We start from the raw sequence: 15692 nt of genomic DNA on the forward strand, positions 1-15692 counted from the left end.
CAAAGAGACATTCATGAAAATTTTAATTGCTCCCGACTCATTTAAAGAAAGCTTAGACGCACTGGATGTTTGCCGCGCCATTCAATCTGGCTTCAGCCAAGTGTTTCCAGAGGCTGATTATAAGCTACTGCCGATGGCTGATGGCGGCGAAGGCACGTCTGCGGTACTGTCTTATGTATTGGGTGGACGCTGGAAAGAAGTGGTGGTCAATGATCCACTGATGAGACCGATAACGGCAAAGTATTTGTTATTGCCCGACGCTACGGCTGTCATCGAAGTTGCTCAAGCGTGCGGATTACATCTACTGACAAGCGATGAACGCAATCCTGTCATTGCTAGCAGTTACGGTGTCGGCGAGCTGATTGCTGATGCGTTAGAAGAAGGGGCTAAACGTATCGTGATTGGTCTAGGTGGTAGCGCAACCAATGATGCAGGTCTTGGCATGCTAATGGCATTAGGCATCACATTTCACGATATCGATGGCACTCTACTCACTCATGGTGGTGGCGCACTTGCCAGCCTACATAGGCTTGATAATATAAATCTTCATGTAAAGGTATTAGACACAGTATTTGAAGTCGCTTGTGATGTGACCAATCCTTTATGTGGTCTTTTTGGTGCGAGCGCAGTATTTGGTCCACAAAAAGGCGCTTGTCCAGAGCAAGTCAAAGCCTTAGATAAAGCACTTAGTCACTTTGCCACCATGTGTGGTCATCACGGTTATGAGGACTGCCAACATGTCGAAGGCGCTGGAGCAGCTGGCGGTCTTGGCTACGCGATGATGACGTTCTTTCAAGCTCAGCTAAAATCAGGCTTTGACACAGTTGCTGAGGTGGCTCATTTATCGCAGCATATCGCAGAGGCTGATCTCGTTATCACTGGCGAAGGTAAGCTCGATGCGCAAACAGCCATGGGTAAAGTGGCAGGTGGCATCAGTCAGCTTGCCAAAGCCAGCCATACGCCAGTCATTGCTATTTGTGGTAGTGTTGACGGACTCAAACCTGCGCAAACTAGCCAGTTCGAGGTCATCATGCCCAGTATTCAAAAAGTAGATACCATCGAAAACGTACTGAGTCAGGCTTATGACAATATTGAAACCACGGCTGTAAATATTGCTGCTGCTATGCGCTTAGGTATTAATATGAGATAGATGTTTTTATCATTTCAAAGCAGAACAGAGCCAAACCATTTAATCTGTTTTTTGGCTCCATTCTGTATACATATCACAATATTTCTGGATGCCAGTGTCACAGATACGCTTTAACCCTGCTAACCCACCTACTCTATCGCCATAGACACCATCACTTAGAATATAAATTTTTGCTAATTCGTTTTGCACGTCTTGATATCCTAGCTGATTATAGCTTTCAAACCAATGCGCTGCTTTGCTATAGTCTAATTTTACACCCTCCCCTTTATAATACATAAAACCAAGGTTAAACTGAGCTTCTGCCATGCCTTGCTTAGCTGCTTTTTCGAACCATTCAGCCGCTTTTACGTTATTTTTAGAAACCCCTTGACCCTGCTGATACAGAACACCTAAATTAAATTGAGCACCAGCAACGCCTTGTTCAGCAGATTTTTTGTACCATTTAAACGCTGTTATATTATCTTTAGGGACACCTTTCGCATCGGCATAAGCAATGCCTAAATTAAACTGTGCTAACTTGTTATTTTGCTCAGCTGCCTGTTGCCAATGTTCAAGGGCGCTGATATCGTTTTGAACGACACCTTCACCTTTAGAGTAAAGATTACCAAGATTATATTGGGCTCTGCTATAGCCTTGTTTAGCAGAATGGCTATAGTAGGTAAAGGCTTTTTCATGACTTTGTGGTACAGCTATACCTTGATCGTACATAACACCGATATTATATTGCGCTTCAGCTAATCCTTGACTGGCAGATTTATTCAACCACTCAAAAGCTTTGACATTATCTTGCTCGACATCTGAACCTGCTGCATACATAACACCCAAATTATACTGAGCAATAGCATTTCCTTGCCGTGCTAGCGACTCAATAGTAGCCAAATCACTTATCAACACTGAATCTTCGGCAATAGCAGGTATTGGTAGTCCAGCTATCATATAAGTCATTACAATATTAAAGTATGTCTTTTTTAATAGCTGTATATTCATTATTAGTCCATAGATGTAGCATAAATCGAAAATACATCTAAATAAATTATGGCGTGTTTCACGTTCATATATAGATACTGTTGCTAGCCAAACTGTATGACAAACAAAATGTAAGGCTAATTATTCATGCATTAATGCTATAACCATTTCGTTACTTCATCAATGACAGTATGCAGTCTATTAGAGAGTGCATGCCGTCGTCTTACCGCAAGATATAGCGTCTCGCTAACGGCAACAGGCAGATGATGGCTTTTAATGAGCTCAGGCTTTGGATAAGCAGCCACTGCATGTGCAGGTAGCACGGTAAAGCCTATACCCCTACTCACTGGCTCTAAGATTAATCCTATCTGATTAGAAAAGCCTTTTTTCTCAAAATCATTGATGTGCTGGAATTCAGGATAATTAGCGCTTAGCAGCATACCTGCATGATGGGCACCATCTGGATGATCAATAAAGCCAAGCTCGGTGAGATGCTCCCAGCTCGGCTCTACCGTAGTTGCAGGTGTCACTAATATTAGCGCTTCTTGAGCCATAGACTTACAACTGACTGTCTCCTCATCTGAGACATCCGTCATAAAACCAATGTCAATCTCATGACTTGCCAGTGCCTTCTCTATATCAGAATTGGGTGCAAAACGGTAATCAATCACTAGTTTTGGATACTGCTGCTGTAATGTCAAAAGCTGCGGATATAGCTTGAGTCCCACACTACCAGGCGACATCAAACGCACCAATCCTTCATAAGGAGGATCTTCACCGATGCGCTGCTCCAGATGTGATAAGCGCTGCAATATCTCGCCTGCTTCTTTACAGAGCTGCTCACCTGCATTGGTCAGTGAAAACTGCTTTCCTTGACGAATCAGTAAGTCTGTATCCAACTGATCTTCTAGCTTGCGTATGTGCTGACTCACGCCAGATTGGGTCATGTGTAAGCGTTCAGCCGTACGAGTAAAGTGCCCGAACTCGGCAAGCGCACAAAAAGTGCGCAACCATGTGATATTTATCATTACGATACATAATTATTTATATAATATTTGATAATTTTACATAATAATCGTATGTTTGTATACTGGCCTCATGTTAAATAAGAGTACAACTAACAGGAGCAAAAGCTATGAACAACGTTTATCCAAGGAGTTTTTCGCACATCGGCCTTTCAGTTCCCGACCTAGAAGCCGCCGTAAAATTTTATACTGAAGTAATGGGTTGGTACACCATCATGGAGCCAACAGAGATTGTTGAAGATAATAGCCCGATTGGTGAGATGTGTACTGAAGTATTCGGTTCAGGTTGGGGCAGCTTCCGTATTGCTCACCTATCTACTGGTGACCGTATCGGTGTTGAGATTTTTGAATTCAAAAATCAAGAAAACCCTGAAAATAACTTTGAATATTGGAAAACAGGTATCTTTCACTTCTGTGTTCAAGATCCAAATGTTGAAGAGTTGGCTGAGCGCATCGTTGCAGCAGGCGGTAAAAAGCGTATGGAAAAACCACGCTATTATTACCCTGGTAAAAAACCTTACCGCATGATCTATATGGAAGACCCGTTTGGCAATATCGTCGAGATATACAGCCACAGCTACGAGCTTATTTATAGCGAAGGCGCATACTAAATACAGCTTAATACAGCCTTGGCGTGTATCTGACTGATAAACAAATAGCGACCTCAGAATATGAGATCGCTATTTTTATTTGTCTGCTTTCTACATGAGCAACCTATTATATAAGAGGTAAGCCATGCTACTATTTAGGTAGCTATACATAGCATCTACCAAACGAAACAACCCATTATCAAGGATGATAAATGACAAACTCTGACGTTGCCTTAGACATGGACGACTTTCTCGTTATTAGAAAAGACGATAGAAAAAGTGGCGTGGTCACTCTCACCTTAAACCGACCAAAGCAATTCAATGCCTTATCCGTTGAGCTACTCTCTGCGCTACAAGTGGAACTGGATAATATCGCGCAAGATGACAATATCCGTGTAGTCGTCATTGCAGCAAATGGTAAAGCGTTTTGTGCTGGTCACAATCTAAAAGAGATGCGCGCACATTCAGATGAAGCCTTTCAGCGCGCCCTATTCCAACAATGCAGTCACATGATGCTCACTATTAACCGTATGCCACAAGTCGTGATTGCAAAAGTGCAAGGTATCGCGACAGCAGCAGGGTGCCAACTGGTCGCCGCCTGTGATTTAGTCGTTGCCTCTAATGAAGCCAAATTTGCCACTTCAGGGATAAACGTTGGACTGTTCTGCTCCACGCCTGCCGTTGCTGTCAGTCGCAACCTACCTCGTAAGCAAGCGTTTGAGATGCTCATTACTGGTGAGTTTATCGATGCACATACTGCCTTGCAATATGGATTGATTAATCGAGTAGCGCCAGCGGGACAATTAGAGCAAGTTTTGCAGTCTTTAATCACAGCTATCACCGCCAAATCTCCAGTAGCGGTAAGAACTGGCAAAGATATGTTTTATAAGCAATTGAATATGAGCGTCGAAGATGCTTACGACTATGCCAGTGAAGTAATGACTTGTAATATGATGGCAGACGATGTGAGTGAAGGTATTGACGCTTTTATTGAGAAGCGCCAAGCGGTATGGAAAGGATGCTAACGGTTTGACGAAAATACTCTGACTAAAGAAAGATGACGTTGCTATTATTATGAAGCCATCAAAGCGCCCACAATCATAAATGCAACGGCTATGAGTGATCTCAAAAATGGTGAACTGCACTCTGCCCAGCGAGTGATAATAAAGTATAAATTGGCAAATGGAAGAAATAGATATAACAGCCCCCACAGTACCGACTCTTGGAAGGCTATAATAATTAACTTAATACTATAAATAATGCACATGATGCTTGCGATGACAAGTAAAATAACGCCTATGAATTCCACGTGAATTTCCTCAAAATGTTCAATAAGAAACAAACTATTATTAATTTAAAAAGACATCGAAAATATAACTACCAGCAGTTCGCTTAGCCATTAATGCTAAAAAAATGATGGTTTTGAGAGACTGTTTATTATCTCAGAACTGTTGCTGTCGTATAATAACAGGTAACACAAAAAATTCATAATTTTATAAGACATAAGTTGAATAAATATAGTCTAGTCCGCTTTGGTAATTTATAAAAATAGATTCACAACCAAATCATAAGACGATAAAAAAGGCCATGATATCGCTATCATGGCCTTTTTTATTTAATACGGATACTACGGGCAATCTATTACTCAGCAGCGATAGCTATCATCTCAACCAATAGCTCAGGGCGTGCTAGGGCTGACTCGCCACAAGCACGTGCTGGTGGCTGAATGCCTTCAAAAAAATTGTCATAGACTTCATTCATAGCAGCAAAGTCTGCCATATCTTTGATCCAAACCGTTACTGATAGTAGTTTTGATTTATCACTACCCACTTCTTCTAACAACGTTTGGATTTTTTCCAAACAAGTCAATGTTTGCGCTTTGATATCGTCTTCTGCATTACCTACCTGACCACATAAATAGATAGTCTGGTTATGAATTACAGTTTTGCTCATACGTTGATTGCTATGCAGCTTCTTTATCATGTTATATACCTTCAATTTATTAATTTAAGTCTGTGCTAAATCTGGCAAATACGCTGTTAATTAGAAAAACGCTGGGCACTGAATGGCGCAACATCTACTAATAATGGCTTGTCATGAATCATCTCTTCAACCAGACGCCCTGTCATAGGCCCTAAAGTAAAGCCTTGATGACTGTGACCAAAGGCAAACCATAGTTTTTCATGCTTGTCTGCAGGACCAATAACTGGCTTCATATCAGGCATACAAGGACGCGATCCTGCCCATGCTTCGCTCTCAACCGCATCTTCTAATGGTAAGATTTTGCGAGCCAGCTTCAGAACCGTTTTTAATTGACCAAAGTTCTTTGGTGCATCCATCGTGGTCATCTCAGCACCGGTCGTGATACGGATACCCTGCTGCATTGGGCCCATCACAAAGCCTTTGTCCATATCAAACATACTGTGATTGATGGTATTTTTTTCTGTTACTTTGAAATGCTGATGATAGCCACGCATTGGGAACAATGGCAGATTATAGCCAAGTGGCTTGATCAAATCGTTCGACCATGGACCTGCTGCGATGACCAATTTGTCACTATAATAAGTGTCATTATCAGTAATGATTTTCCAACCTTCACCGTCTTGTACGATTTCTTTTACATCGCTCTCTTTAATTGTACCGCCCATCTCTTGGAAGTTTTTCGCATAGGCTTTTACTAGCGAGCTTGGGTTCGATACTTGCCAAGAGTTTTTCCAATGAATCGCACCAACGAAACCTTCAAAATTAGCGCTAGGCTCCATGGCTTTTAGCGCTTCAAGGTTTAGTACGTTATGCTCAACGCCTTGATTGCGCGCATCAATGGCTGATGCTTGTGCTTCTTTAAACGTCTCTTCAGAACGATGCAATTGCAACCAGCCGTCACGAGTGATTAGTTCGTCAGCACCAGATGCTGAAATCATTGTCTGATGCTCACTGGTACAATGCGCGATCAGTGTCTGCCATTCTGATTCTATTTTTTTGACCGAAGCGGGCGTAGAGTATTTCCAGTACTGTAGCAGCGCTTGATGGTAACGCAAAATTGCTGGGATACGATAGCGAATATCAGTACCTTGGTTCGGCAATACTCGGATCATCTCAGTCAGTTGACGAGGAAAAGGATGGGTATGAATGGCTTCGCGCTGAATCAATCCTGCATTGCCATACGAGGTCTCTGACCCTGGCAACTTCTTGTCTAACATCAGTACTTTTGAATTATTTTTTTGTAAATGCCACGCGACTGACGTGCCAACCATACCTGCACCGATAACGATCACTTCATAGCGCATAACCTATCCTTTTCTTATGGTGTTAATACAAAGTATCAAATATGAGGGTCTAACGGAATAAGGTGGTAATAGTAACGCATTGAGCTGAATATTAAACCCCAATCTCATAAATATTTTTGCTATTAAATACTTTTGGTTATAGGGTTTTAAAGAAAGTATTTTTGATAGGAATAATGAGAGTTTGGTTGATAAAATAGTAATGATTAGCCATCATTTTTAAAAATACTAGATGCGACTTAGTGCTATCAATTTCTGTGCTATAGTTTGGTCTTTTTTCAATTTAGAAATGATCAGCCGCCTAAGCATTTTAATTATAAAATTTGATAAACAGTATTTATGATGTGCCAGTGAGGTCAGGGCTAATATTTTGATGATTTAGAAGGTTTAACAAATGAGTATTTACGCACAAAGACTGGCCTCTCAAATTGAGTTCATCAAGCAGTGTGCTTTGATGAAAAAAGCGCCTACTCAAGATTTTGCTAAACACAGTGATTTCACTTGTACTGAGGAGCAATTATTAAGCTTGCCGGGTATCAACCTTAACATCACCGACGATACCTCAGAGGACGTTTGGCTTCGTTTAGAGCGATTGCGTGAAAACTCAGCACCTAAACCCAACAGCGCACTGTTAGCACATTGGTTAAAGTTTCCAGCTAAGTTTAGCGAGCAGCCTTCATTAAAAGAAAAAACATCTGTGCAATCATTCATCGATGATGGTCTTTTGTCCTCGGGCGCTACAGAGGTATTCACTCCGTTTGAAGTTGAAAATAATCATAAAAATGAATCGTTAGAAGTAGATGAGCCATTACAGGCAGAGGTTTACTTAAAAGACTTTCCTGACAGAGCATCTCTACAAGATGAATTTAACGATTACCTCAAAAGCATTTGGCAACCTTGGCTAGAGCAAGAGAAACTCGTTCGCCAAAGCATTGCTTTGTATTCTAGCCTATTCATGCTGAATCAACAGCTTCAGGGCAATCTCGCCGATGCGCAGCTAGAGCTGGTATGGGGTGTAGGGGTTGCCCTACGAAAAAGCACGGACGACGAGAAAAATAGCAAGCAGATAAAGTACCCCCTATTGACACAATCTGTTGAAATTACCTTAGATCAAAAAACGATGGCATTACTTATCAAGCCTACCTTATCTGCTCCCACGCTTGAAACGGAACCGTTTTCTATAGAAGAAAATCAAGGTTTGGCCAAACTATTAAAAAACAGCAAAGACTTTTATGATTCAGAAGATGTGTCATTAAGTCCTTTTTTGCCAAGTAGCTATGAGCCTATACTAAAATCAGCCGTCACTTTGCTTGACTCCTCTGGCGCTTATCAGCCAGATCATACTATTGCAGATGATCGAAAAATCCCTAAAGCGCAAAACAACCTGATTGTTACTAACACATGGGTCATTATGGCGCGTCCTAGAAGTAACAATATTTTTTTGCAAGACTTAAACAACTTATCCATTCAGCTAGAATCGGTCACTGATATCGATTTGCCGAGCGCCCTTAAGGCAATGCTGACAGAGCCTGCTACAGAAAACAAAGAATATATACTGCCTGCTTATCGTGGTTTGTCTATGGTGAGTGGCAGCGATAGCTATATCGGTACGCCAGCCGAGCTATACTTCCCCAAAGCATTCAACGATGAACAAGTACAAATCATAAAGCAGTTGGATGTCCACGATGGAGTCGTCGTTCAAGGCCCACCCGGTACAGGCAAAACCCATACTATTGCCAATGTCATTTGTCATTACTTAGCACTTGGCAAGCGGGTACTGGTCACGTCGATGAAAGACCCTGCTCTAAAAGTACTGCAAGGACAACTGCCTGAATCTATTCGCCCTCTCGCCGTTAGCCTACTGACCAGTGAAAACGAAGGGTTAAAGCAGTTTGAACATACCATCAAAAAAATATCGAGCGAAGTGTCTAGTATCAATCGCGAGGCCTACAAAAAAGACATTGTCATGTTTGACACTCAAATTGATACCATCCATGCACAGTTAGCCAGCACTGATCATAAAATTACGGCTTGGGCACGGTTAAACCTTGATGATATCACTATCGACAATGAAACGATCAAGCCCATAGATGCTGCGACTGAGGTTGCTCAAAACAGACAGCTTACCGAAAGCTTTCCCGATAAGTTGGGTATCGAAGAGACCTTTAAACCTCGATTTACTCATGCTGATATCACAGCGCTAAAAGATGCAAGAGTAAATCTCCGCAATGATTTGGGTTATCTTAATAAAAAAATTCCTGCGGTTGCAGACATGCCGCCTACCAACGCTATCAAGCAACTTCATAAGGATTTGAGCTATCTCAATGAGTCGCAAACAGCTGAGCAGCAAGGAGAACTACCAAGCTTAATAAATGACAGTACTAGTACGATAAATATTGCTCAGGAAATCACTGCCAGTACATCTCGTTTGACTGACCTGCTACAAAAGATTGTAACGGCTGGCCAGAATTGGACGACGGATATTCAGCAGCATTTAGCTAATAAAACTAAGCAAGACATCATCGGCCACCTCACTATACTAAACGATGAAATCAAAGCCATTTTTGATGAGAGAACGATTTATTTAACCAAACCTATTGCGATGACTGATGATTTTGATAAAAATCCAGAGCTCGTTGACGCGGTTAAAAACTTATCTGAAGGCAAAAAGCCATTTGGTCTCGCTGGCATTTTTGGTAAATCTGCTGAGAAGAAAAGCCTTGAGTCTATTACAATAGTCTCGTCAGCGCCATCAAGTACGGCAGACTGGCAGTATATATCCAGCTTTATAACGTTTAGAAAAAAATCTCAAGCGCTTATCCTTCGCTGGAATGCTTTATCAAATGAGCTGTCCTTACCGATATTTGAAGTATCGCCCAATAATCTGTCTGCGTTACATTCAGCCGTTCATCTATACGATGAAATCGTTGCTAGTCACAACTTGCAGCACAGTATCAAGCAGGCGTTAAGCACTATATTTATAGATTGGGGTGTTATCTCTACAGCACCTTATAACAAAGATATTTTGACTGAGATTGAAAGTGTTCTTAAACAACATTTAAAGAGACATAATCTGGCTGAAAGTCTCACGTTAAAAGAGACCTTACTCAATAACCTTGCTGACTGCAAAGGCACTATCAGTGAAAAAATGACGGCTTTTGTCACTCAAAATATTGGTGACCCGAGTTTATCTGATGATGAATTACAAGCAGACTATCAAGAACTGCTTAATGAGCTGCAACGAGTAAATAATCTTGCAACAGACTTACAGACAGTCGCTGACGTTACCCAACTCATTGAAGATAACGGTGCACCGCTTTGGGCAAAGAAATTGCGTTATGAACCTCATAATAATTCTCAAGACACCTTGGCATCAGATAACTGGCAGCAGATTTGGCGAATTGCTAGATTGACTAGCTTTATAGACAGCATCGATGGTCGCAAGGAATTGGTGCAACTGGCCAAAACTCGTGGCAATTTAGAAGTAAACTTAGTCAGACTCTATCAAGAAGCCATCACTAAAAGAGCATGGCTAAAAGTTGCAGAAAATGCGACGCCAAACGTGAGAGCCTCTTTAGAAAAATACCGCTCTGCCATTATGCGTATCGGTAAGGGAACAGGCAAAGGCGCGCATTATTATCGCCGTGAAGCGCGCGAAGCTTCTGCGGGAGCAAGTGCTGCTATTCCGTGTTGGATTATGCCGCATTATCGTATTTCTGAGTCCTTGCCAGCAGAATTCGGCAGTTTTGACTTAGTTATCATCGATGAAGCCTCTCAATCTGATTTAACAGCATTGCCAGCCATCATGAGAGCCAAGAAAGTGTTAATCGTTGGTGACGATAAGCAAGTGTCACCAGAAGGCGTAGGTCTCGATATCGAAAAAATTCGCAATCTGATGGCACAGTATCTGAGCAATCAAGTCCCTGTTTATCGCTCACAGATGTCGCCTGACCGTTCAATCTATGATTTATTTAAAGTCGTTTTTGCAGATAGCAGTGTGATGCTAAAAGAGCACTTTCGTAGTGTTTCGCCTATTATTGAGTTCTCAAAACGTGAGTTTTACAATCATGAGCTCATACCACTACGCAAAGCCAAACCTTCAGAACGCTTGGACCCTCCATTAATTGACGTATACGTTACTGATGGCTATCGAATTAATTACTCGGATATCAATCCTTCAGAAGTGAGATTTATCGTCGATGAAATCAAAACAATCGTTTCTGACCCAGCTTATAAAGGTAAAAGTATCGGTGTGGTTTCATTGCTAGGTAATAAGCAAGCGCATAGCATTATGGAAGCACTCAACAAAGAACTGGATGAGGCTCTCATGACTACTTTTGATATCGCTTGCGGTGATGCTAGAACCTTTCAAGGTAAAGAGCGCGATATCATGTTTTTGTCATTGGTAGTGGTACCCGGAGCGGCCCATGCACAAACGAGAGATACCTTCGCACAGCGGATGAATGTCGCTGCTTCAAGAGCGCGCGATAGAATGTATTTGGTACGCAGTATTGAACTGGATGAACTAAGCCAAGCTGACCATTATCGCGCTGAACTCATCAAACACTTTCAAGCGCCATTTATGCAAGACGAAGAGCAAGTAGCTGACTTGCGTGATAAATGTGAGTCACCCTTTGAACAGGAAGTCTTTGATATTCTTGTAGAGAGAGGTTATCGAGTCACCCCACAGGTGAAAGCAGGTGCATACCGAATCGATATGGTAGTAGAAGGTGAAAATGATAATAGCCTAGCTATCGAGTGTGATGGTGACAGATATCATGGACCTGATAAATGGGACAGCGACATGCAGCTTCAGCGTATTCTTGAGCGTGCTGGCTGGAAATTTTGGCGCTGCTTTGCCTCCACTTTTGTCACCCGTAAAGATGAAGTCATTCAAGATTTATTATTAGAATTGGAAGGTTTAGAGATTTATCCAATAACTAGAGACACTTCCTATCGCAGCTCATACGTTGAGTCTAGAGTCGTCACTACGGTTGAAGAACCCATACTCGATATTGAAGCTGAGACCTAGACATTTATAGCCTGCTAGATACTCAGTTCATAGCGACTATCATAATTATCTTAAGAAAAATCCGTCTTTTATCAAAGCACGGATTTTTCTGTTCTTAACTATATTTGAATTTAAATAATTCCGATACGAGGAAGCCGAGTGCAAGCTATACATTAGTATGGTTATCGAGGCTGACGATGTAGCTGATTTATATGAACTTGACTATACTTAAACTTAAAGAATCACCATTCACTACAAGCCACTATTTTACCTAGCTTGTTAATGCAGACAGACGTACCATCACTTTTCTCTTCTATCTGCGCTGTACCATTATTAAAATTGAAATACGTTGCACCAAAAGAAGTAACGCTCATCCTCTGTACTTTATCGTCCGAGAACTTGAAAGGAATGACAGTTCTATTGGCACCATCTATGAAGCCCCAACGATTACCTTTACGCACGCCAGCGAGCTGCTCACTAAAAGGTCTTATTTCATCATAAATGAAAGGGACAGCAACAGCTCCCGTCTTGGTAACAAACCCCCATTTATCATCTTTAATTACACCGAGCAGACCTTCATGAAAACCATAGTGTCCACCCAAATGACCATCCAGACCGTCGTATTGCGGGGCAACAACTTCTTTACCGTTAGTGTCTATAAGACCCCATAACTCCGTATTAAAGTCATAAACAGGAGCCCTGTCATTGCTAAAAAAATCCATCATGGCGTAGTTATTTTCAAAACTGAGAATAACTTTATTGTTAGTATCGATGACACCATATGCACCATCTTTTACAACGACAATTTTACCTTGATAAACAGGGTTTGCCCAAACCTCATTATATTTATTATTAGGATCTATTAAGTTGTCGTAAATAGTAGGTACGACCAGTTTACCTTGTTCGTTGATATAGCCGACTTGATCGTTTTTTAAAACAGGAAAAAATCCATCGCTGTACAACCACGCCTCAACTTTATCAAAATCTTTGAGACTAGCTGTTACTTTACCTTTTATATTGAGTAACGCTTGTGGACGATAATCGTCATCATAAGCAACAAATAGATGCTTATTATCAGTACATTGAATATTTCTATAGTGACTCGTCGGCGGCATACAGTCCTCAACAGCTAAAGCAGGAAAACTACTTATTGAAGCAATAATTGGGACTAATAAAGCTTTAGCTATTTGCTTATACAAAACCTAATACCTCGAAATATTATTACTGTGAATTCGATAAAACACTACCACCACACTGGATCATCATTTTCCAGACTAGGATGTTTAGCTATATCTACAGTCACTTCATCAGCAGACAGCTCAGCGATAAACCGCGATGGCTTGTCAAAATACCCTGAATAACTGGCAAAGTAATCAGGTGCCGTTAGATACAGTCTGCTCTTGGCGCGACTACAAGCAACGTAGAATAATTTTCGTTCTTCTTCTAGCTCCTCAAAATCATCCAAAGAGCGATAGTGCGGCGTGATACCATCGACCAATGAGTTAACAAACACCACTGGCCACTCCAGCCCTTTGGCACTGTGAATGGTCGAAATAGTCACTTTATCTGTGTCATTATCCTCTGGTTTATCCATGGCTGCGACCGAATCATTAGGCGGATCGAGTGCCAAATTTTCTAAGAAGTTATCAAGGCTACTGTGTTCTATTGCCAAATTTTTGAGCACACGAAAGTCCTCGTTGCGCTCTCGCCAATTTTCCTCAATCGTTTTTAGGATGGGAACATAAAACGCTAAAACATGCTCGATGACTGTCTCGACGGATTCAGCCTGATTTGCCTTAGTCAGCGTATTATATAAAGGCTCAAGCTGTGCGCTTTTTTTAGCAAACTTTGGCGTGAGTAGTGGCTCAAAGGAGTTGTCATCGGCATTAATCGCTTGGGTCAAACGCGTCGCGGTTACTGTTCCCACGCCTTGGAATAAGGTTAAAATGCGATGCCAAGCAATCGTATCATTCGGGTTGTAGAGGACTTTAACGAATGCCAAAACGTCTTTGATATGTCGCCTTTCAATGAACTTGATACCGCCCACCACAATGAATGGAATATGACGCTCCATAAATTCTAACTGTACATAATTGGACTGAAACGAGGTTCGGCACAGTACCGCAAAATCATTGTAATCATGATCTGACTTTAGCTCGATGATTTTGTCAGCGATATATTTTGCTTCTTTCGTCTCATTGCTTAGGCGGCTAAACACTGGCTTATCCCCACTTATCGATACGCCAGAGTACAATTTTTTTTGATAGCCTAGCGTGATTTGCGCTGACAGAGCATTGATATAATCCAAAACAGCAGGCGTACTGCGATAGTTTTGTTCGAGCTTAATCAGCTTGGCATCGGGATAGGTCTCACCGAATAACAGAATGTTTTCGTAATTGGCACCGCGAAAAGCATAAATACTTTGATTGTCATCACCAACCACCATCAGCGATACCGACTCAGATGCACCAATCAAATCTATCAGCTGCTTTTGCGGAATATTGGTATCTTGATATTCATCAACCATGATGTAGCGATATTGGTTTTGTAGCATTTGGCGAAAGGTATCATTCGTCTTTAAATGGCGCACGACCTGACTGATAATATCGTCAAAATCGTAGAGATGATTGGCACGCTTATACTCATGAAAATCGACTGCCAATTGCTCAATAATCGGAATATGTACGGCGATATCAGGATAACTGCTTTCGATTAAATCACGGATATGAATACGTCTATTCCGAGAGCTAGAAATGATATTTTGCAGTGTCTTTTTGCGCGGGAATGCTTGGCTCTTATTTTGCGCGGGATACTTTTTTTCTTTGTGAATTAAGTCGATGGCATCTTCGCTATCGCCCGTGTCTAAAATCGTAAATCGTGGATTTATACCGAGTAGCCCTGAATATTGGCGCAATAGCATATTGCAGAATGAGTGAAAAGTACCACTGGTGATATCGTTGAGCCGTTTATCAGTTGGCAGCTTATCCTTTACCAAGTCTTCATCAGACTGTTTATCAAATAAGGTATTCGCAAGTAAGGTTTTGGCGCGACCTTTGATTTCATTCGCTGCTTTACGCGTAAAAGTCAGTAGCAAGATGCTTTTGGGCGTGACCCCACTCTCTAATAAATAACTGGTACGGTACGTGAGCGTTTTAGTCTTGCCAGAGCCTGCACCAGCAATGACTAGCACCTTGCCGTCGATAGTTGTGGCTGCTAATAACTGGTCAGGATTTAGTTCACGGGCATAGTCTACTTTTAATCCTAATTCACTATTCAGCCTGTCACTTAACAGCTCAATATTTGCAGCATTATTAGCATCGATTAAATTTGCCTCTAGCTTTTTAATTGCCTGCTCAAGTCGTGCCAGCTTGGACTTAATTTCGATGAAGTTCTGTGGATAGTTATAGCTGTGCGTGTCAAAAATCGTGGTAGTCATTATAGGGTTTTGCCTTTCATTTTATTTTAGCGGCCTTTATCGATACGGCGCATTTATCATTTATACCTAGGGCATGTCATCAATTAGCACATTAATACAGTTAGCGTTAATAATGAGGTCTGCTCGTACAGTGTAACGAGTCGTAGGCGCTTACCTGTTATACGCCGACAAGCCAAACTATCGTTTTATAGCACAGCTTACCATAATCGATAAAACAGCAAAATTGCCAG

At 41.5% G+C, this 15692-nt stretch carries 10 protein-coding genes; 4 read left to right on the forward strand and 6 right to left on the reverse strand.

From position 1 onward, the window contains the following. Positions 1 to 13 precede the first annotated feature (13 nt). Entirely contained in the window at positions 14 to 1150 is a 1137-nt protein-coding gene (locus INT03_RS13615) for a glycerate kinase (RefSeq protein WP_193009357.1), read from the forward strand. A gap of 39 nt (positions 1151 to 1189) precedes the next feature. Here the strand turns inward: INT03_RS13615 and INT03_RS13620 are convergent, their stop codons facing one another. Both INT03_RS13620 and INT03_RS13625 read right to left on the reverse strand, forming a co-directional pair. Beyond that, a complete protein-coding gene (locus INT03_RS13620) occupies positions 1190 to 2086 on the reverse strand; it encodes a tetratricopeptide repeat protein (protein WP_193009358.1) in 897 nt (298 codons plus the stop codon). A 188-nt stretch (positions 2087 to 2274) separates the two neighbouring features. Further along, on the reverse strand, positions 2275 to 3144 hold the full coding sequence (locus tag INT03_RS13625; RefSeq protein WP_193009359.1) for a LysR family transcriptional regulator: 870 nt from the start codon (positions 3142 to 3144) through the stop codon (positions 2275 to 2277). Positions 3145 to 3251: 107 nt separating this feature from the next. Between INT03_RS13625 and INT03_RS13630 the strand changes: the two genes are divergently transcribed. After that, positions 3252 to 3752, forward strand: coding sequence for a lactoylglutathione lyase family protein (locus INT03_RS13630; RefSeq protein ID WP_193009360.1), 501 nt, complete (start codon positions 3252 to 3254; stop codon positions 3750 to 3752). A gap of 191 nt (positions 3753 to 3943) precedes the next feature. Further along, positions 3944 to 4756, forward strand: a complete 813-nt coding sequence (locus INT03_RS13635; protein WP_226950200.1) for an enoyl-CoA hydratase — start codon at positions 3944 to 3946, stop codon at positions 4754 to 4756. 616 nt (positions 4757 to 5372) lie between these two features. Here INT03_RS13635 and INT03_RS13640 read toward each other — a convergent pair. Next, the gene (locus INT03_RS13640) at positions 5373 to 5711 is read right to left on the reverse strand and encodes a RidA family protein (RefSeq protein ID WP_045452271.1); all 339 of its coding nucleotides are present in this window, start codon (positions 5709 to 5711) and stop codon (positions 5373 to 5375) included. 59 nt (positions 5712 to 5770) lie between these two features. Next, a complete protein-coding gene (locus INT03_RS13645; protein WP_109590201.1) occupies positions 5771 to 7018 on the reverse strand; it encodes an NAD(P)/FAD-dependent oxidoreductase in 1248 nt (415 codons plus the stop codon). A 391-nt stretch (positions 7019 to 7409) separates the two neighbouring features. Here INT03_RS13645 and INT03_RS13650 point away from each other — a divergent pair, with 391 nt between their 5' ends. Further along, positions 7410 to 12047, forward strand: a complete 4638-nt coding sequence (locus INT03_RS13650; RefSeq protein WP_193009361.1) for an AAA domain-containing protein — start codon at positions 7410 to 7412, stop codon at positions 12045 to 12047. Between the two features lie 221 nt (positions 12048 to 12268). On the opposite strand, the gene INT03_RS13655 is transcribed toward INT03_RS13650, so the two are convergent. Then, entirely contained in the window at positions 12269 to 13225 is a 957-nt protein-coding gene (locus INT03_RS13655) for a WG repeat-containing protein (protein WP_193009362.1), read from the reverse strand. A 44-nt stretch (positions 13226 to 13269) separates the two neighbouring features. After that, complete coding sequence (locus INT03_RS13660) at positions 13270 to 15462, reverse strand: ATP-dependent helicase (protein ID WP_193009363.1); 2193 nt, start codon at positions 15460 to 15462, stop codon at positions 13270 to 13272. Between the last annotated feature and the right edge of the window lie 230 nt (positions 15463 to 15692).

The sequence above is a fragment of the Psychrobacter sp. PG1 genome, from assembly GCF_014897815.1.
Taxonomy (GTDB): domain Bacteria; phylum Pseudomonadota; class Gammaproteobacteria; order Pseudomonadales; family Moraxellaceae; genus Psychrobacter.